The sequence below is a fragment of the Verrucomicrobium spinosum DSM 4136 = JCM 18804 genome (assembly GCF_000172155.1).
In the GTDB taxonomy this organism is placed as follows: Bacteria; Verrucomicrobiota; Verrucomicrobiia; order Verrucomicrobiales; family Verrucomicrobiaceae; genus Verrucomicrobium; species Verrucomicrobium spinosum.
The window spans coordinates 2700103-2718764 of record NZ_ABIZ01000001.1 but is presented as its reverse complement, the minus strand read 5'-3'; the positions used below and the strand labels follow the sequence as shown (position 1 = coordinate 2718764).

Genomic DNA, 18662 nt, shown 5'->3' with positions numbered 1-18662 from the left:
TCAGGATGCCGGTGAATTGCGATTACTACTTGGCTGCGGGCGCGGGCGTTGCGGCTGCGGCACCTGCGGCGGGAGCTTCGCCCGGAATGTCCTTCTCGGCAAACTCCAAGAGTGTCGCTGCTGTCCAAGGGCCAATATGGGCCTTCGTTTCGTTCCGGACTTTTTTCACCATGTCCGGTGTCACCAAAGAGCCTTTATTGCCCCAAGAGTTGCGGATGTAGGTGATCACGTAGGAAAGCTCCTTGTCCGAAAGGCCAGACTGCGGGGGCATCACGCCGTTGTAGTTGGCACCTTTTACAGTGACACTTCCACTCAGGCCGTGGAGGGCGATACGCGCGATACGCTCAGTCCCACCCAACACCCACTCTGAGCCAGCAAGCGGTGGGATCAGACCGGGCTGACCACCACCCGAGGCACCATGACAGCCCTGGCAGCTGTTGTAGGCATCGGCACCTTTTTTCATGGCCAGAGCAAAAGGATCGAGGTCCGCACCAACCGTGTGGTCGATGGGACGGGTGTCCTTCACTTTCCCGAGATAGGGCGAGTTCTGTTCAAAATCAAAACCGCCGACATAAGCTCCCGCGTAGCCACCGGCGAGGACCATGGCGGCCATGCTGGCCACGAACACCCAGAGGGGCGCTGGTTCGCGACCTGGCTGAGCGTCAGGCTTCTCGCGCTTCACAGCAGCGTGAAGGCGGTCGAGGTCAGTGTTGTCAAAGTTTTGGGGCTGATTCTCGTTCATGGCTCGTCGTTACTTGCTGTCAGCCACCACCTTGCCGGGCTCGGGGGCGTCTTTTTTCAGGGAGCAAAGGTAGTTCACCAGTTCCACGGCTTCGGCGGTCGGCACCACTTCGTAGCCTTTCTTGGGAGCTAGATCCTTGGGAAGCTTCAGGGCGTCAGGAGAACCAACACCTTGAATCTTCTGCACCTTGTACAGGTGCCGGTAGGACGGCATAATGCTCCACTCATTCTGGGAGCGCGGCGCATACAGCTTCACGTGCAGGGCTTCACGGCCAGTTTCACCAACCACACGATAGCCGAAGTTGGCGAGATCCGGACCATTGCGCTGCACCCCAAGAGGTGCCACTGGTTCACCGAGGTAGTCACGCATGGTGCTGGCGCGCACCACATTTTTGGGTTCAGGGCTTTGATCACTCCCCCAACCCTTCTTCCAGCCATCAGAGATGTTGTTGAAGGTGGTCCGGATGACCTGGGTGTGGCACTGCACGCATCCCTCTTTGAGATACACCAGCTGACCTTGGCGGTACACACCATCAGCCGGGTAGAAACCAGTCAATCCATCACGATCCTTGTCGTAGGGAATGGGAACGGTCTTCTGGGCTTTCAGGGCAGGAATGACGACCAGCAGGAGCCACGGAGCTCCGAAACTGACACCCAATCCAATCACGAGTTTGCGCAAGCTGGTCATGCTTCTTTGGTGGTAACCGATGTTAAAGTTCCGGGGACGTAGTCATGGTGACGGTCGTGCACAAGCAGGGTCGGCGTCGTGCTGCGACGTCCAAGACCCAGCACCATGAACACAAGGTGGACAAAGAACCAGAAGTTCGACCACAAGATGAAAACCCAAGCGAGGGAGCGGCCGACAAGATAACCACGGGCGTTGATGACGCTGCCGACCATGGGTTGATTCCAGTTGTCGGGGCTGTTCACGCTTGCACCCTGGAACAAACCACCAACAAGCATACAGACTACCATGGCGCTGATACCATAAACGGAGAACCAGAAATGCTGGCGGATCAGGCGGGCGCTCAGCCACTCACAGTTGGCCAGTCTGGGAACAATGTAGTAAATCGCACCGAACATCGTCATGCTAAAGAAGCCGTACACCGCAAGAAGCTGGTACCCGTACTCAGCGTAAGTGAACTGGGTGTTTGACCCCGTCCAGAACGTGCCGAGCAACGCACTGACACCGCTCATGATCACGTAACAGAAGGAACCGACGAAGACGAAGCGGAGCGTGGGGCTAGTCTCGATAAGACCGCGCTTGCCCTCAGTGGTGAGGTGGTTGTTGAGCGCCACAATGCCAGCAGGAACAAGCAGAAGAAGTGCCGCGGTGCCGCCCACTGCGGACATCCAGGCGGGAAGCGGTCCCCCCATGTACTTCTGGTAGCCAGTCCAGCCACCAAGGACGATCAGCCCCCAGAACCCGAGCTGCGCGAGCTGGCCACTGAACACCGGCTTGCCAGTGATCTTCGGAATGAAGTAGTAACACGCACCCAGGCCGATCGGAGTAAAGAACAACCAGATGATGTTGCTCACATACCAGGCGTTGATACCAGCCCCAATCGCGCCAAGAGGAGAAGCCGGAGCGTAGTGGTTGAGGAGCAAGTTCACCGTCGCAAAAATCCAGGGGAAGCAGAAGAGACCCGCAAGGATGTACCAGGAGGAAAGGAAGAACCAGTTCTCACGCTGCACGGCATTGTAATGCAACACCATGCGACCCGCGATGATGAGGAAGGCAACCAGGAAAAGCGGCCAGACGAACGCCGGAAACTCCAACCACGTCAGCGAAGTACTGCCGCCAAAGAGGATCCCGAGGACACCGAGGGTCACCCCGATGTTCCAGAAGACTCCGGCAGTCACCATGGAGCCAGCGCCTCGCTCAAGAGCAAGCCCGGAGCGACGGGCAAGGATCCAGATGCTGGCACCCAGGCCGGACTGAATGGCCCAGCCATAGACCAAGGCCGTAAGGTGGGCAGGCTGCAGGCGCCCATAGTTGAGGAACCAGAGCCAGTCGTAGTCCAGGAAACCCGGCTTAACAAGTTTCACAGAGGCGATCAAGCCCATGATGGTCGATGCAAGCAGCCAAAGGGCGGCATTGGCAAACAGGAAAAGCACCGGCCCCTTCACCGAGCGGTCAATGGCCGCGCGGCGTAGGCTGTCGCTGTTTGAGACGGTCGTGTCAGTTGTCTCCATGGCAGGTCAGGTAAAAGGAAAAAACGAAGCTTTACTGAGGTTGGGGAGCGGGAGTTTCCGGAGCGGCAGGCGGAGCCGGAGCCTCAGGTGTGGGAGTGTTAGGTGCCGGGGCAGGAGTTGGAGTTGGAGCTTCCGTCTTGGGGGCCTCGGGAGTGGGAGTGGGTGCAGGGACCGGAACTTGGGGAGCTGGCTTGGCTGCCTCAGGAGCGGGGGCGGGGGCGGGCATCGGCGCAGGCGCTTCAGGCTCCGGAGCTTCTGGTGCTGGAGCCGGAGTTGGCTTCGGTGCTTCAGGAGCAGGGGCGGGCATCGGTACAGGCGCTTCGGGCTTCGGACCTTCAGGTGCTGGAGCCGGAGTTGGCTTCGGTGCCTCAGGAGCAGGGGCGGGCATCGGTGCAGGCGCTTCAGGCTTCGGACCTTCAGGTGCTGGCGCTGGCGGCGGCGTAGCAGGAGCGGGTGTCGGGGCTGGCACCACCGTCTTGGGAGGTTCAGGTGCCGGTGCAGGCATTGGAGCAGGAGCAGGTGCGGGAGTCTCGACCTTCGGTGCTTCCGGCGTAGGAACTGGCGCTGGGGCTGCAGTCGGCTTCTCCTCCGCCTTCTTCGCAGCCTCCGGAGCGGGTGCAGGAGCCGCTGCTGGTACAGCAGCTGCCTTCAACGCTGTCGGAGAACCGGGCACCACCTGAGTGGAGGTGGAGGGTTTGCGACCCTTCACAAGTTCTGCGGCCTTCGTAAGCACAGGCGTTGCATCATGCTTCAGACCGTACTTTTCAACGAGGGCGTCCTGTTCAGCAGCGACGCCTTCTTTGACTTTGACGCGAGCATCATGGTCCCGGTACTCGGGCGTACCGCCAGCGATGGCTTGCAGCAAGGCAGCCACGACGGCGAAGCTGGCAAATGCCGCCAGCGTGCCCAGAAAAACAGAGAGCGCTCGGGAGGGTGTGGGTGGCGTGGGAGACGACATGGGAAACTCTTAGTTGGTAGCGGTGACAGACTCGAGCAAACGGGGGTCACGGCAGGGATAAAGGCTGGCTTTGGACAAGCGGCGAAGGTAGGCCCAACCGCTCAGACCACCAATGGCGAGGAACGCAATGATGTCCCCCATCCAGGCTCCGTCAATCCAGAGAGCTCCCCCCTTTGTCAGGGATGGGCCACGCTCGGGGATCACCAGCCAGTACCAATCCACCACGTGCATCAGCAACACCCAGAAGCAGAGGGCATTCATCACGCCAGTGCGTTTTTTGCGTCCAGCGGAAAGAAGGAGAACGAATGTTGCCGCGAAGTGCAGCCAGACCAACGTGTGGCTCAAGTACCACCAGCCACCCGTGTTGCGCAGCAGGTAGAAGCGGGTCTCTTCCGTGATGTTCGCATACCAGATGAGGAAGAACTGGCTGAAGGCGATGTACGCCCAGAACACCGTGAAGGCGAAGAGGAGCTTGCCCATCAAGTGGTAGTGCTCACCTGAAGTCACCTTGTGAAGATAGCCATGGCTGCGCACGTAGGTGAGGGCCAGGATCGAGACTGCCATCGCACCCCAGGCACCGCCAGCGAAAATGTACACGCCCCAGAGAGTGGAGAACCATGTGTAGTCCATGGCCATGATCCAGTCAACGGCCGCAAAGGTCACCGCCAGCGCATAAGGAAGGAGGAGAAGACAGCAGAACGCACGGGAGCGGAACGTGTGCTTGAAGCTGCCATCCTTGTCCTGCTGGATGGACCACTTGCGCAGGAAATAGGAAAGGGAACCAAGAATGAGAAAGTAGCCGATGGCCCGAATCACCCAGAACGTTTCATTCAAGTAGCCGTACTTGGACGTGAGGATGTGCACGGAGTGATCCCCCTCCTCCACCATGTGGTGAAGTCCCTCATAGGTGCCCCAATTGTCGCCAGCGTGTTCAGCGTTATGCTTGGCTGCCACCTCTGCTGCATGGTGATGAATCGGAATCCACTCCCAAAGGGCATTCTTGATGGAGGGCACAAACACGAACGGAAGGGCAAAGACTGCCATCCAGATCACGTTGGAACCGAGGTTCTCAAACAGACGACGGACAGAGACACTCCACCCGGAGTTGGAGGCATGCTGTAGCATGGTCCAGAAAATGCCGCCGCAGGTGATGGTGAAGAAGAAGAAGAAGGCGAAGAGCCAGCTGTAGGCGAATTCCGCCTGTTTTTGCTCGCCGAGGAAGCCGAAGAGGTAGGCCAGGGAGGCCACCAGACCAAGACCGCCAACCACAAGGAACAAGCCATTCAGCTTGCTAACCTTCGTGAGGTCGAGCTTTTCGCCGTCTTTCGGCAGATCGTCAAGAGTGATGGGATGGGCGCTCATGCTTGAAATGAATTACTTGACCGGATTTTTTGCCGCATGTTGGAGGGCGCGGACGTAGGCAACGATGGCCCAGCGGTCCTGCACGCTGATGTTGGGACCGTAGCCACCCATCTGGTTCCAGCCGTTCGTGATGGTATCGTAGATCTTGCCGTCCGGACGATAGGCGGGATTCGCCGCATCATCAAAACCCGGGCCAGTCAGATCCGCGGGAACGACGGTCGAGTACTTGGTGAACACACCCTTGCCATTTCCGGAGGTGCCGTGGCAGATGGCGCACTGGATGTTGTAGCGCTCCTGCCCCCGCTTGAGGAACTCGGTAGTCACCTTCAACTCCTCGGGGAAACCATCCCCATAGTAGTCCCCCACCTTGCCGGTGTAGTAATACGTACTGCCGTGGGTAAATTCCAAAGTCTGAGGCGTGTAGCCTTCGCTCGCCGGCTTGCTGGGCTGTTCAAACCCCATTGGCAGGGTGCCCGTCACTGGGTGCCGCATGCCCACACCGTCCGCAAAGAACTCACTCTTCACCTGGGCCTTGACTTTAGCCTGATCATCCATGTCCGGGAAGACCTGGATCGGGGGCTTTTCGAACTTGTGGCCGCGGAAACCCGCGAAGCTCACCACCGTCACCACGACGAGAAAGTAACTGAGAAAGAAGTATTTCATGGACAGTCGTGATGCTTACAGTTCGTCCTCAACGAGTTCGATGTTCTTCCCACCGAGCCCTTCCAAAAGAGCCCTGGTTTCAGCCTGGTGGAACTTCGGATCCCGGGCCTCGATGCAAATGAAGAACCCGTCGTCGGAGAACTTCTTGAAGGTCTTGGCCGCGAAGAGCGGATGGTTCAGACGCGGAAGGCCCATGAGAGCAAAACATCCAAAGACCGTCGTGAAGGCGGAGAACAGAATCGTCAGCTCGAACATGATCGGGAAAAAGGCCGCCGTTGTGAAGATGTTCGCCGGCTTGGACTGCACTACCGTGGGATAGATGCCAACCTGGGTGATATACGCCAGGCAGAATGCCGTCGTGATGCCCGCTGCACCGCCGAAAAAGACAAACCAGGGAAGGATAGACCGCTTGAGGCCCATCGCCTCGTTCAATCCGTGGATCGGGAAAGGCGAGTGGACGTCCCAGCGCTGAAACCCAGCGTCTCGGATCTGCTCGGATGCGTGATAAACGTCCTTGGCGCTGTCAAATTCAGCCAGGTAGCCGTGGACTCGTTTGAGAGTGGTTCGTGCCATGTGAAAAATCCTCCAGCGAGGGGTTAGGAGACTTTGACCTTTCCGTACTCAATCTCCAGTTCGTGAACACCCTTCTCGTGATGGTCGTCATGATGCGGGTTGGCCTCAGGGAGCACTGCCTTCACTTCAGCCACGGCAATCACCGGCAGGAAGCGCAGGAAGAGCAGGAAGTTCATCATGAAGAAGCCGAACGTGCCAATGAAGGTCCAGTTGTCCACCCAGGTGGCGTCGAACACGCGCCAGGAGCCTGGCATGAAGTGGCGCTCCAGTGTCGTCACAATGATGACGTAGCGCTCATACCACATGCCCGCGTTCACGCACATGCAGACAAAGAGGACGACGAAGAGATTCTTACGGCACCACCGGAACCAGAACAGCTGCGGCGCGAAGACGTTGAAGCCGAACATGCAGTAGTAGTACCAGACGGACGGGCCGTACAGGCCGCGGAGCTGGAAGGTCTGGAGTTCGTACTGGTTGCCCGAGTAGTAGGCCATGAAGAACTCCATGCTGTAGCCGTACCCGACGATGGTACCGGTCAACAGGATGATCTTGGCCATGTTGTCGATGTGCTTCTCCGTGATCAGGTCGTAGAGACCGTAGATCCGCCGGGCGGGGATCATCAGTGTAAGCACCATCGCGAAGCCACCGAAGATAGCGCCAGCCACGAAGTAGGGCGGGAAGATAGTGGTGTGCCAGCCAGGAACCACGGAGGTGGCGAAGTCGAAGGACACCACGGAGTGCACGGAGAGCACCAGCGGGGTCGAAAGGGCCGCCAGAAGGAGGTAGGCCATTTCATAGTGGTTCCACTGGCGGTTGCCGCCACGCCAGCCGAGGGCGAAGATCCCGTAAAGCGTGCGTCGGATACCAGGCTTACAACGATCACGAAGGGTAGCGAGGTCAGGTACAAGACCGATGAACCAGAACATCACGGACACCGTGAAATAGGTGGAAACCGCGAAAACGTCCCAAAGGAGCGGTGACTTGAAGTTCTGCCAGATCGCGTTCGCATTCGGCACGGGTGCGAGGAACCACACCATCCAGACGCGCCCCACGTGGAAGGCCGGGAAGAGACCGGCGCACATCACTGCGAAGAGGGTCATGGCCTCCGAGGCCCGGTTCACCGCCGTACGCCATTTCTGACGGGTGAGGAAAAGAATGGCGGAAATGAGGGTGCCAGCGTGACCGATACCGATCCAGAACACGAAGTTCGTGATGTCCCACGCCCAGGCAACCGGCTGTTTCTGCCCCCAGACACCCACCCCGGTGGAGATGAGATACACAAAGCAGAAGGCCATGATGCCCGTCAGGATCACCGACGGGATGAAGAGAATCCACCACAGCTTGGGCTGCCGGTTTTCCACGATGCCGCAAATGCGGTTCGTGATCCAGCTGTAGCTGCGGTTGTTCAGGACCAGCGGTTCGCGATCAAGGATGCGCGGCTGGCTTGAGGATGAGTGGGAGGCGGTCGCCGTTTGCTGGGCCATGACAAATTAGAATGAGCGTTCCATGCTGCTGGAGGTACCCGTCGGCACCGTGCGGTCGGTTTCGAGGCTCGCCATCGCGGGATTGACGTTCCGGATGCGGGCCAGGTAGCTCGTACGCGGGCGGGTGCCAAGGTACTTGAGCACCTGGTAGTTGCGCGGATGTTCTTTCATCTTCGCCACCGCTCCGTCTTTGTCGGCGAGGTTGCCAAAGACAATGGCGTCAGCGGAACAGGAGGCCTGGCAGGCTACCTTGAGGCCGTCCCCCTTCACCATCAGCTTGCTGGCGTCATCACGGGCGATCCGACGCTGATTGATCTTGGCTTCCTCGAGACGCTGCACGCAGTAGGTGCATTTCTCGATCACCCCACGCATGCGAACAGTGACATTCGGGTTCTTCTGAAGCTGCTCCATCTCCTGGGGCTTCTTCTCACCAAGCGGGCCAGCGTAGATGTTGTTCGTCTTGAGACCCAACACCTTGGTTTCGATCAGCGGGTTGCGCTTGTTGTAGTCGAAGAAATTGAAGCGACGGGCGGTATAGGGACAGTTGTTGGCGCAGTAGCGGGTACCGATGCAGCGGTTGTACGCCATGGCGTTGAGGCCGTCTTCGGTGTGAACGGTGGCGTTCACGGGGCAGACAGTTTCACACGGGGCGGATTCACACTGCTGACAGGCCACTGGCTGGCTCACCATTTCCGGGTTGTCCAGATCTTCGAGAGTCGGATCGGTGTCCACATTGTCCGGCGTGGCGAAGTAGCGGTCCATACGGATCCACTGCATGACACGGCCCTTGCGAACCTGGTCCTTGCCCACCACGGGAATGTTGTTCTCGCTCTGGCAGGCCACGATGCACGCGGAGCAGCCAAGGCACTTGGAAAGGTCGATCACCATCCCCCACTGCGGGATGTTCTCGTAGTCGAAGCCATTCGGGTTCTCCTCAGACTTTACCCCGATGCGCCCCTTGTAGATGCTCATCTCCGGCGGGATGTGGGAGTCCATGCCCTGATGGGAGGCGAAATGCTCGTCGTTTTTGAACGTCTCGAGCGTCGCTTCGCGCACCTGCGAGCGGGCTTCCATCGTGTAGTTCTCCTGAGTGATGGCGAGCTCGTACGTCCCCTCCACCTTGGCCACCGTCGCGCCACTGATGATGTAGTCAGTGATGGCGGAGCGCAGCGGGTAGGCATTGAAGCCCGTACCCTTGCCCACATAAGTGGTCACCTTCTGGCCGTAGCCAAGAGGGATGGTCACGGAATCATGAGCATGTCCCGGGCAGGCGATCGCTGCAATCTTGAGAGTCTTGTCCCCTACTTTGACTTCGATGAAGTCACCTTCGGTTTTGAGACCAAGGCGCTTGAATGTCCGCGGGCTCAGCCAGGCGGCATTGTCCCAAGTCAATTTCGTGATGGGATCCGGAGCTTCCTGCAACCAGGCGTTGTCAACGTAGCGACCATCATAGACGCTGGCATCAGGTGCCAGCACGATTTCCAGGGCCAGCTCCGTCGGGGCGGAGAGTTTGGGAGCCTTTGCCACCAGCCCGGCGACTGCACCGCGGTTCAGGGAAACAGAGGCCTTTGGATAATAGGTCTTGGGGAGGAATCCATCACGCAACACGTGATTCCACTTCTCTTCGTCCCATGCCCCTACAGTCTTCGTGAAGCTCTCCTTCACGGCCACATAGGCGGGGTCCACTTCGAACACCGGGGCGGGCACCGGAGCAGCGGGGTCCTTGGAGGGCTCCACAGCTTTGGCACGAGCCGGGCCGGGGTGTTTGCGGCCAAGAAGAGCCAGCAGCATGTCGTTGACGGAAGCACCATCAAAGAGGGGCTGGATCATCGGCTGCACCACGGAGTACACGCCTTCAGCGGAGCGGACGTCATCCCATGCTTCCAGGTAGTGGGCGGCAGGGAGGATCCAGTGGGAGTGCTTCGCCGTGTGGTTGGCCCGGAGAGCCAACGTCACGATTTTCGCCTCGCTGGCCTTGGCGGCATCAGCGAAACCGACGGCATCATACACCGGGTCGGTATCAGCAAGGATGAAGAGCTGCTTCACCTTCTTGGCTGTGAGGTCGGCAGTGAGCTGCTCGATGCTGCCGGACTTGCTCACCGGGACGGTCACGGTGTCGATCACCGAACCAAACGCCTTGAGGGAGTCGTTGATCGCGAGCACCAAAGCGTGCACCGCTTCGCTTTGCCCTGAACCAGCAACCACGATGGATTTGCCAAGGTTTGCGAATAGATCTTCAGCAGCAACCGCGATCCACTGCTTGTGGTTGTCGCTGAGTCCCTGTGCAAGCGGCGCAGCGGCCTTGGCCAGAGCGCTGTCTTTCGTGAGCTTGGCCACTTCCTGCGCGAGCACAGCGGCCGCGGCGGGAATGAGGCTGGCAGCAATGGGCTTACGGTGGTCAGAAATCCCACCCGTGAGGGTGTAGCGGTTTTCCAAGACGTAGAGCCGGCTCATGCCATCCGTGCCCTTTTCAGGACCACGGTTTTTCATGAAGGATTTGGTGTGGAACTCTGTGGAGGAGTCCACGCCGAGGAAGTCGGCATCCAGGGAGAAAACGACCTTTGCCTTGTCGTATTTTGGGAGGAGGGAAACGCCTTCACCAAAGAGCGCCTTCACCGCATTAAGCTCATTGGTCCGGCTGACGGGAGCATAGCTGTAAACGGCTGCTTTGGGATAGGTCTTGGCAAAGTCCGCCAACAGACCAGCACGGGTGGGCGAGGTGCTGGGGCTCAGGAGGAGGGCGAGACCTTCGCCGCCATTCTTGGACCAGCTGTGTTCCCACCATCCGCGAAGTTCGCGCTCGAACTTGCTCCAGGAGGTCGGAGCACCTTTGCCGACGACTTTCTTGACGCGGGACTCACTGTAGAGGTCCAGCACGGAAGCCTGGGCAAAGATATCCAGACCACCGTTGGTAGGATGCAGCGGGTTGCCTTGAACGTGAGTCGGGCGACCTTCGTGGGTCACTGCCACCACTGGGGTGGCCCCATACGGACGGGGCATTACGGTCGCGTAAAGAAGCGACTTGCCCGGCACGATCCATTCAACGTGCTTGGTGAAAGGAAGGATCTTCTGCTGGGGACGGCGGCAGCTTGCCAGACCGGCCACGGCGGCGATGCCGCCCATGATCTTCATGAAGTCACGGCGCGAGTTTTCGCGCTCTTCAGCCGATTCCAGACTGATGGAGGGGTCGAACTCACGGCCCACTTTCTCGGTGAACTCCGGCGTGCTGGAGTACTCACCAAGACTGCGCCAGTAGCGACGCTCAGACTTGACTTCGGGATGTTGCCAGATGCGTTTCATGCTTGGACGTGGCGCGAAAGGTTAGCGGTGACAGGTGGTGCAATCCTCGGGAGCATGGATGCGCCAGTTGTGTTTGAGCTGGCTGCCGACCTCCTGCTGCGTGACCGTTGGGCCGTAGGTATCCGTGGCGAGGGCCACAAGAGCGTTCAGGTCGGCGGGAAGCTTCTCCACCGATTTGCCATTGAGGACCGTCTTGGCGAGGTCTTCGATCTTGGCACCTTTGTCAGTCAGACCCTGATAGAAGGCGTCGCGATTGAGCTGCTCAGGCTTGTAATTCAGGTTGGTAATCTGGTCGAGCGGGCGGAGATTCTTCTCCGGCTGGCGGTGACAGTCAAGGCACCAGCCCATGCTCTGAGGCTCAGCGTGTTTCACCACTTCCATCTCGTTGATCTTGCCGTGGCAGCTGACGCAGGAAACGCCGCGGTTCACGTGCACGCTGTGGTTGAAGTAAACGTAGTCCGGGGCCTTGTGCACCTTCACCCACTCGATGGGCTTGCCGGTGATGTTGGCTTCACGAACCTGGGCGAGCTTCGGGCTGTCCTTCTTGACCTGACCCTTGTCCGGCCCGTGACAGTTGTAGCAGGTCTGGTTGGTCGGCACGTTTGAGTGGCTGGACTGCTCCACATAGGAGTGACAGTAGCGACAGTCGAGGCCGAGCTCCCCTACGTGTTGTTTGTGCGAGAATGCCACCGGTTGCGTCGGCTCATAGCCCACCCGGGTGTACTTTGGGGTGAAATAGTAGGAGGCACCAACGGCCACGCCCACCAGTACAAATCCAAGGCACACCGCAATCTTCAACGGCACCCAGTTGGTCCAGCGAGGAAAAAAATTGCCCATAAGGTTCAGAGTCTGCGCTTGTGAAAAATTTCACAAGGGGATTCACTGTAGGATGCTGGCAGTTGTTTGCAAGAATGGAAATGAAGAATTTTGAACTTTTTGGCAACCCGCGATGTCCCTGTACACCCCTTGTGCTGTGGGGCTGACGCAGCTTTTATGCCGGATGGAGAATCAGCTCAAAAGTTCCTGCTCCTGACCGGTAAATTCCGGTAGTTTCAAGGTCTTGCGCGTCTCACTTAGGGGCAAGAAAATCCATGGCTCATCGATTTTCCTGCTGAGCAGTCTTCTCGCCGCTGCTTCGGCGCTCGGTGCAGCAGACCCGCCCCCCTCTGCCTCGGAGCTCCCCGCAGATCCCGGACCCCTTCTTTACGCGCAGACGAATCACTTCCCCCTCGTGACTCTCGGCGAGAAGAGCGGCACACCTGAGCCAGTCGAAGTCAATCTCGGGCAAATTCTAGTTCCGATCCCCCATCGAGGCTCGGCAGTAGCGATACGGATCCAGACTCCCAAGGCCCCTCTCCAGGATTTCGCCTGGGCGTTCTCCGCCCCCAAGGATTGGCATCCGTTCTATTTTGGTGCCAGTGAAGGGACCAACCTGGATTCGCTCAGCTGGTTGGAGGCCCGACCGCCTATGCGAACCTTCCTGCGGGCACTGGGTACAGCCGGGCCATCAATCCACCGTAAATCGAAAACCTCACCTACCTTGGTGATGGCAATGGGGACTACATGAAGCTCGCCCCCCATGGCAAGGTGACGACAACGTTGCACTACAAGAACCATGCACGTTACAGGGTCATGAAGGATTTAACCCGTATGGAATCGTTCACGGATTGATTTGGTTTGATCGGGGCAAAGCGGCCCCCGCTCTTGAGGCGCCCCCGTGACAAGCCAACTCTCCCTACTCCACCCTCTCCCGGGTGGCGAGAAAGATGCCTCGATGCTCGGGTCCGTAGGCCTGCTTGTGGTTGTGGGTAAAGTTCCCCCCGGTGTAGAAGAGCCACCACTTCCCCTCGTGCTTCACCATGGCATGAGGAGCATGCAGGAGATAGCCATCCAAAGCTCCCTGCTCTCCTCGTGAAATCCACGGTTCGCGCGCCAGTCGGTCCCATTTGATGCCATCTGTGGAATTGCAGCGCTCCAGGTCAATCGTCTGCGCCCCCAGGCGATAGTGCCCCAACAGCCCCACCCTCCCCTTGTCGGTGTGGGTCACGGAGAGGAAATAGAATTGCTGATCAACAGGGTCTTTTCCGTCCCGCTCGATGACCCGCTCCCGGTTGCCCCACTGGAGACCATCAGCGCTGGTAAGCCGGTCAATCACACGCAACAGGCCGGGGACATTGTCCTGCGGCTGGTACCTGGGATCTTCTTTGGACACCTGGACGAGGCCTACCGTGTACATCTCAAAGGAGCCATCTGGCAGGGAGTACACATTGGTTGCATCGTTGGAGATCAGACTCGCTGGCGCGAGCACCTCCCCCTCTGCCGGGGCTGCCACCTTCTTGGCCCACTTCGGCAGGTTCGCCTCCACAGCCGCCGCACCGCCCACCGCCCGGTCGGCAGGATGGTAGAGACAGGGCGAGGCGACATTGATCACCTGATAGCGATCCCCCTGCGCGCCGATGCGGTCTGCCGCCACATACCTCACCACCCCGGGGCCATGGACCCAGAAATAGAGTCGCTGGCCACCCTTCGGAAGCTCGACATGCACCCCCTGCACCGGATGCCACCCGCCTGGCAGACCGCCAATGGCAAACGGAGCCGAAGCGTCCGGTTCACCGGAGGACAACACCGCCTCCGTGACTTTCCACTCTCCACCGGGTTTGCCCTCGGCGAACGCGAGATTTTTCTCCCGAGTGGCCCCTGAAAGGCTGCACCAGATTCGCCAGCGACCACCATCCAAGGGTTCAGCGGGGCTCGTAAAATTCTGCACCAGCACGCCCGGCTCCATTTTGAACATCAGGCCGTGTTTTTGCCAACCGCGGTCTTCAGCACGCTCCTGACCGGTAGGCGAACCCGAGGATTCACCCTCCGCCGCAGCGGCACTGCCTGCGGCAATGGCCCACAAAATTAAGAATGGGAGCGAAAACGGCAATGCACTCATAAGAAAGGGCCTGACCATCCGGTTCAGGAGCAGGGTGTTTAACGCTCAATTTGAGGTGCTTTCTTCGCTGCAAGTCTAGAATCGCGGCATCTGGGCGATCAGTCGTCCCCATACGCCCTCAGCACCGAGTCCCGAGAGAGAACGATGATGGTGAACACCCCCAATGTGGTGCCGATAGGGACATGCAAGCAGTTCAAGGCTGCCACGACATAGGAGAACATTCGCCGACGGCGCTGCGCCAAGTACCTGGCGGAGAGGAGGTTGGCAACGGCATAGCCCATGAAGAAGAACCCCATGAAACCGTAGGTGAACTTCATGAATGTGAAAAACGCCTGAGGCGGAGCACCTCCCCTGGCCCCGCTCCACGTGCCGGGGTCGGACATCATGGATTTGAAGAAGAGGAAGTGCAGGAACATGAACCCCAAACCTGCCAGGGACAGGCCAGCCGAGACGTAGTGAAAGATCGAGAGGAGCTTGAGATGCTCAGCGTCCTTCGGGTTGATAGGGATGGGGCTGGAAGAATCCATGGCGAATATTTTTCGAGAGGATTGCGTGCATTGAGGCAAATGTCACGCAGGATGTGGCCACGGCTCACTTCCAAACAGGAATTGACAGGACGACGGCTGACGCCCACTGGGAGTCACGAGCCGGGCGTTGGACTTCGTTGGAACGACCCGGCTGGAAACACTCCCTCGCCGTCAGAAAACGGTGTCGAGCCACCGTACTCCAAGACGCTGGCGCGTTGGTTGGAGCAGCCATCGCTGAGCATCACTGAAGAGCAGTCTGAACTCCCCCATAAACAAACAAAGGAACGCGGAGGCCTGGCGACCACCGCGTTCCTGAAATTGGATCAATCGTGCTGGACGACCTTATTCCTTGCCGACTACTTCGGCTTCCACTTCCTTGACGGAAGCCGTTGCAGCAGCGGGAGCGAAGGCGTCAACCCACTCGATGAAAGCCATCGGAGCGGAGTCGCTCTGGCGCTGGCCGAGCTTGGTGATGCGGGTATAGCCACCCTGGCGCTCCTTGGAAGCCACGGCGATCTCACCGAAGAGCTTGCTGACAAGGTTCTTGCTGCGAAGCACGGCGAAGGCCTGGCGGCGGGCGTGCACGGTGTCACGCTTGCCAAGGGTCACAAGCTTCTCAACCACGGGGCGCAGGGCCTTGGCCTTGGCCAAAGTCGTGCGGATGCGACGGTGCTCGATCAGGCTCTTGCAGAGGTTCTTCAGCAATGCATCGCGATGGCTGGCCTTGCGCTGCAGTTTGACGGTTTTGCGTTGATGTCTCATTGTCTCAATTTCCTGTTAGTCAATTAACCTTACCTTGGGCGGGGCGCAGGCGATTATTCTTCATCGTCATCATCGCCCAGGTTGGCGCTGATCAAGCGGGAGAAGCTGTCGGCATCAGCCTCATCATCGTCATCGCGACGGAAGCCACCAGCACGCAGCATGGAGACGCCACCAGGCAGCGGCTCAAGCAGCGAGGGGTCGAGCTTCATGCCGAGAGTAAGGCCCAGCTCGGAGAGCTTTTCCTTGATCTCGGTGAGGGACTTTTTGCCGAAGTTGCGATAGCGGAGCATCTCGGCTTCGCTCTTCATGGCGAGCTGGCCCACGCTGGTGATATTTGCGTTGTTGAGGCAGTTCGCAGCGCGGACGGAGAGTTCGATCTCGTTGACGGACATGTTGAGCAGCTTGCGCAGCTCAAGATTTTCCTCGCTCTGGGCTTCCGGAGCCACTTCAAACTCGACCTGATTGTCGTCATAGTTGACGAACACATCGAGGTGCTTGCGAAGGATGGCGGAGGACTGGAGCAGAGCATCCTGCGGGGTGATGCGGCCGTCGGTCCAAACGTCGATCAGAAGCTTGTCGTAGTCGGTGTTCTGGCCCACACGAGTGGCTTCCACTCCGTACTTCACGCGGGTCACCGGGGAGAAAATGGAGTCGATCGGGATCACACCAATCGGCATGTCCGGACGCTTGTTGTCTTCGTTGGTGGCGAAACCACGGCCGACCTTGACTTCGAGTTCGGCTTCAAATTTGCCCTTGCGGTCAAGGGTGCAGATGACCTGGTCCTTGTTGATGACCTGGTAGCTGGTGTCGTCTTTGATGTCGCCAGCGGTCACGACGCCTTCTTTGTCCACGGAGACCTGAAGGAGGCGGGTTTCCTTGTTCTCAAAGTGGCGAAACTTCACCTTCTTCAGGTTGAGAACGATCTGGGTCACGTCTTCGAGAACGCCCGGAAGGGTGGTGAACTCATGTTCAGCCCCTTTGATACGCACGCTGGTGATGGAGGCACCTTCCAGCGAGGAAAGCAGCACGCGGCGCAGGCTGTTGCCGATCGTGTGGCCATAACCACGGTCGAAAGGTTCAGCGACAAATTGAGCGTAATAATCGGTGGCGGTCGCCTCGTTTTTCACAAGGCGGTTCGGCATCTCGAAGCGGGCAAGACGGATGGACATAGTGTAGTAGAATAGCTGGGTTGCCTTCGGCGCGAGCTATCCCCCAATCTAAAGAAAAGGGGACCCGAAGACCAACAGCGGATAGGCTGGCTCGCAAGGGGCGGGGAAGAAACACGAGGTTTGCGACCTTGCAAGAAATTTTTGGACGGTGTCAGTCACTGAATCTGTGAAAGCGCCCCGCTCTGGCAACATCCAGCCGAGCCGTTCCCGCTACGCCCTGAAGAGGGCCCCGAGCTTCTTCCCGAGCACCAGCGCCGCCCCGAGCAAGGTGACCCCGAGGAAAATCATGGCCCAGACGCCTAGGGCGGCCGAGAGGTACGGACCATTCCCCAGCGAGTGGAGGAGGAGGTAAATGGCCTTGGTAATCGGATAGTGACCGGCCTGCTGGGCGAGCACCATCGAGTCGGCTACCTCCAGCATGGCAAAGGCGAAGGCCAGAAGCCCACCCGCAATGAGATTCGGAGTGATTAGAGGCAGCGTCACGCGGAGCAGAGCCCGCCACGGCGGAGCGCCCAGGTTTTGCGCGGCGTCCTCCAGATCGGGACTCACCTGCTGGAGCCCGGCGGTGGCTGACCGCACCACATAGGGCAGACGGCGCACGGAATACGCAATCACCATCAGCAAAACTGGATCCTCCCCAAGCATGAGCCAGTGAAAGGGCGCCCCTTCCCTGGCCATGGCAAGGTAGCCAAAGGCAAGGACGATGCCAGGCACCGCCAGGGGCAACATGGCCATCACATCCAGCAGATGCCGGGCAGGCAACCGGGAGCGCACGTTCACGTAGGCAATCCCCAGCCCCAACACGACATCCAGCAAAGTGGCCAGTGACGCGTACTTCAGGCTGTTTGATACAGCATTGAGCGTCATCTCATGACTGAGTGCATCACGATAGTGTTGAAGCGTCAGCCCCTCTGGGAACACGGACTGATACCACCCCTTGGAAAGAGAAAGCAGGACGACGCCGATGTGCGGCACCATGGCGATGAGGATGATCCCGCCGAAAAGTGCCGTCACACCCCATGCCCATACTGGACCGAGCCGCACCGGCTCCCGCGCGACGACGTTGCGCCCGCCCCCAAGCACATGACTGCGCCCGAAGAGGTACTTGCTGACGAGATAAATCAGCACGGTGGCAAGCATCACCACCACCACCAGCGCGTAGGGCTGGGGATTGTCACTCAGATCGCGCAAGGAATTGTAGATCTGCACAGAGGTGACCCGGGTGTAGTCAAAAACCAGCGGCACCCCCAGCTCAGTGAAAGCCCAGATGAAGACGATGGTGCCTCCGGCGAAAACCCCAGGCATAATGAGCGGTAGCGTAATGCGCCAGAAACGACGCCAGGGAGGGCACCCTAGATTTGCCGCAGCCTCATCCAGGGCAGGGTCCAGATTGGAGAGTGACGCCGTCACATTGAGGTAGAGGATGGGGAAAAGATGCAGCGTCGTCATGATGATGACCCCAACCATTTGCCCCTCCCCCAGCCAATCCTTCGGGTGCGATGGGTCCATGAGCCCCAGCTTGATGAGCAGGCTGTTAAAGGCTCCTGCCTGCCCCAGCATGGCACGAACCCCCACTGCACCTACAAAAGGGGGGAGGATCATGGGCAGCAGCATCAACCCATTGAGGACATTCTTTCCCGGGTATTCAAAGCGGTGGTAAAGCACCGCGAGTGGCAGGGAGAGCAGCAAGCAGCCCAGGGTGGTCCACACTCCGATGATGAAGGCATTCGCCAGCCCTTCCCGGTACATGGGACTGCGAAAAATGCCCGCCAGGTAATCCAAGGTGAACTGGCCCTTCACTCCTAGAAACGCCACCTCCAGCGTGCTCCAGATGGGCATGAGGAAGAAACAGGCGAAGAAGAACGCCATCACCACGAACACTGCGTAGTTGAAAGAGCGAGGCATGGGGGGGGGGGGGGGAGGTTCTTGGTTCTTCGTTCTTCGTTCTTGATCCTTGGTGCTTGGTTCCTAGCGCTTGGTTTGCATCGG

The 18662-nt window shown here is 58.9% G+C and carries 15 protein-coding genes; all 15 read right to left on the bottom strand.

Annotated features, from left to right (window positions below; translation table 11 throughout):
* Positions 1–25: 25 nt before the first annotated feature.
* The 15 genes from VSP_RS39260 to VSP_RS10995 all read right to left on the bottom strand — a co-directional run bounded on the left by VSP_RS39260 (position 26) and on the right by VSP_RS10995 (position 18578).
* Positions 26–742 (bottom strand): c-type cytochrome, encoded by a 717-nt coding sequence (locus VSP_RS39260; RefSeq protein WP_009960639.1) that lies wholly within the window; start codon positions 740–742, stop codon positions 26–28.
* Between the two features lie 9 nt (positions 743–751).
* The gene (locus VSP_RS11065; RefSeq protein WP_009960637.1) at positions 752–1429 is read right to left on the bottom strand and encodes a cbb3-type cytochrome c oxidase subunit II; all 678 of its coding nucleotides are present in this window, start codon (positions 1427–1429) and stop codon (positions 752–754) included.
* Complete coding sequence (locus VSP_RS34925; RefSeq protein ID WP_009960636.1) at positions 1426–2937, bottom strand: cbb3-type cytochrome c oxidase subunit I; 1512 nt, start codon at positions 2935–2937, stop codon at positions 1426–1428. The genes VSP_RS11065 and VSP_RS34925 overlap by 4 nt, the downstream gene beginning before the upstream one ends.
* 31 nt (positions 2938–2968) lie before the next feature.
* Positions 2969–3895 carry a hypothetical protein gene (locus tag VSP_RS42990; protein ID WP_044133505.1) on the bottom strand — a complete coding sequence of 309 codons (927 nt, stop codon included), beginning with the start codon at positions 3893–3895 and terminating at the stop codon, positions 2969–2971.
* Between the two features lie 9 nt (positions 3896–3904).
* Complete coding sequence (locus VSP_RS39250) at positions 3905–5257, bottom strand: hypothetical protein (protein WP_009960634.1); 1353 nt, start codon at positions 5255–5257, stop codon at positions 3905–3907.
* Positions 5258–5269: 12 nt separating this feature from the next.
* On the bottom strand, positions 5270–5920 hold the full coding sequence (locus tag VSP_RS34910; RefSeq protein WP_009960633.1) for a c-type cytochrome: 651 nt from the start codon (positions 5918–5920) through the stop codon (positions 5270–5272).
* Between the two features lie 15 nt (positions 5921–5935).
* Positions 5936–6493 (bottom strand): DUF3341 domain-containing protein, encoded by a 558-nt coding sequence (locus tag VSP_RS11040; RefSeq protein WP_009960632.1) that lies wholly within the window; start codon positions 6491–6493, stop codon positions 5936–5938.
* 23 nt (positions 6494–6516) lie between these two features.
* On the bottom strand, positions 6517–7977 hold the full coding sequence (gene nrfD, locus VSP_RS11035) for an NrfD/PsrC family molybdoenzyme membrane anchor subunit (protein WP_009960631.1): 1461 nt from the start codon (positions 7975–7977) through the stop codon (positions 6517–6519).
* 6 nt (positions 7978–7983) lie between these two features.
* A complete protein-coding gene (locus VSP_RS34905) occupies positions 7984–11277 on the bottom strand; it encodes a TAT-variant-translocated molybdopterin oxidoreductase (protein WP_009960630.1) in 3294 nt (1097 codons plus the stop codon).
* Positions 11278–11298: 21 nt separating this feature from the next.
* The gene (locus tag VSP_RS11025; protein ID WP_009960628.1) at positions 11299–12114 is read right to left on the bottom strand and encodes a cytochrome c3 family protein; all 816 of its coding nucleotides are present in this window, start codon (positions 12112–12114) and stop codon (positions 11299–11301) included.
* Positions 12115–13012: 898 nt separating this feature from the next.
* Complete coding sequence (locus tag VSP_RS11015; protein ID WP_009960626.1) at positions 13013–14179, bottom strand: hypothetical protein; 1167 nt, start codon at positions 14177–14179, stop codon at positions 13013–13015.
* A 134-nt stretch (positions 14180–14313) separates the two neighbouring features.
* Positions 14314–14742: a hypothetical protein gene (locus tag VSP_RS11010; RefSeq protein WP_009960624.1), complete on the bottom strand. Its 429-nt coding sequence runs from the start codon at positions 14740–14742 to the stop codon at positions 14314–14316.
* Between the two features lie 342 nt (positions 14743–15084).
* Entirely contained in the window at positions 15085–15504 is a 420-nt protein-coding gene (rplQ, locus tag VSP_RS11005) for a 50S ribosomal protein L17 (RefSeq protein WP_009960623.1), read from the bottom strand.
* 53 nt (positions 15505–15557) lie between these two features.
* A complete protein-coding gene (locus tag VSP_RS11000) occupies positions 15558–16673 on the bottom strand; it encodes a DNA-directed RNA polymerase subunit alpha (RefSeq protein WP_009960622.1) in 1116 nt (371 codons plus the stop codon).
* A 210-nt stretch (positions 16674–16883) separates the two neighbouring features.
* The gene (locus VSP_RS10995; protein ID WP_009960621.1) at positions 16884–18578 is read right to left on the bottom strand and encodes an ABC transporter permease; all 1695 of its coding nucleotides are present in this window, start codon (positions 18576–18578) and stop codon (positions 16884–16886) included.
* Positions 18579–18662: the final 84 nt, after the last annotated feature.

Bases quoted from the DNA above. Each gene is read 5' to 3' on its own strand.
- VSP_RS39260 (WP_009960639.1), bottom strand. From the start codon at position 742: ATGAACGAGAATCAGCCCCAAAACTTTGACAACACTGACCTCGACCGC.
- VSP_RS11065 (WP_009960637.1), bottom strand. From the start codon at position 1,429: ATGACCAGCTTGCGCAAACTCGTGATTGGATTGGGTGTCAGTTTCGGA.
- VSP_RS34925 (WP_009960636.1), bottom strand. From the start codon at position 2,937: ATGGAGACAACTGACACGACCGTCTCAAACAGCGACAGCCTACGCCGC.
- VSP_RS42990 (WP_044133505.1), bottom strand. From the start codon at position 3,895: ATGTCGTCTCCCACGCCACCCACACCCTCCCGAGCGCTCTCTGTTTTT.
- VSP_RS39250 (WP_009960634.1), bottom strand. From the start codon at position 5,257: ATGAGCGCCCATCCCATCACTCTTGACGATCTGCCGAAAGACGGCGAA.
- VSP_RS34910 (WP_009960633.1), bottom strand. From the start codon at position 5,920: ATGAAATACTTCTTTCTCAGTTACTTTCTCGTCGTGGTGACGGTGGTG.
- VSP_RS11040 (WP_009960632.1), bottom strand. From the start codon at position 6,493: ATGGCACGAACCACTCTCAAACGAGTCCACGGCTACCTGGCTGAATTT.
- nrfD (WP_009960631.1), bottom strand. From the start codon at position 7,977: ATGGCCCAGCAAACGGCGACCGCCTCCCACTCATCCTCAAGCCAGCCG.
- VSP_RS34905 (WP_009960630.1), bottom strand. From the start codon at position 11,277: ATGAAACGCATCTGGCAACATCCCGAAGTCAAGTCTGAGCGTCGCTAC.
- VSP_RS11025 (WP_009960628.1), bottom strand. From the start codon at position 12,114: ATGGGCAATTTTTTTCCTCGCTGGACCAACTGGGTGCCGTTGAAGATT.
- VSP_RS11010 (WP_009960624.1), bottom strand. From the start codon at position 14,742: ATGGATTCTTCCAGCCCCATCCCTATCAACCCGAAGGACGCTGAGCAT.
- rplQ (WP_009960623.1), bottom strand. From the start codon at position 15,504: ATGAGACATCAACGCAAAACCGTCAAACTGCAGCGCAAGGCCAGCCAT.
- VSP_RS11000 (WP_009960622.1), bottom strand. From the start codon at position 16,673: ATGTCCATCCGTCTTGCCCGCTTCGAGATGCCGAACCGCCTTGTGAAA.
- VSP_RS10995 (WP_009960621.1), bottom strand. From the start codon at position 18,578: ATGCCTCGCTCTTTCAACTACGCAGTGTTCGTGGTGATGGCGTTCTTC.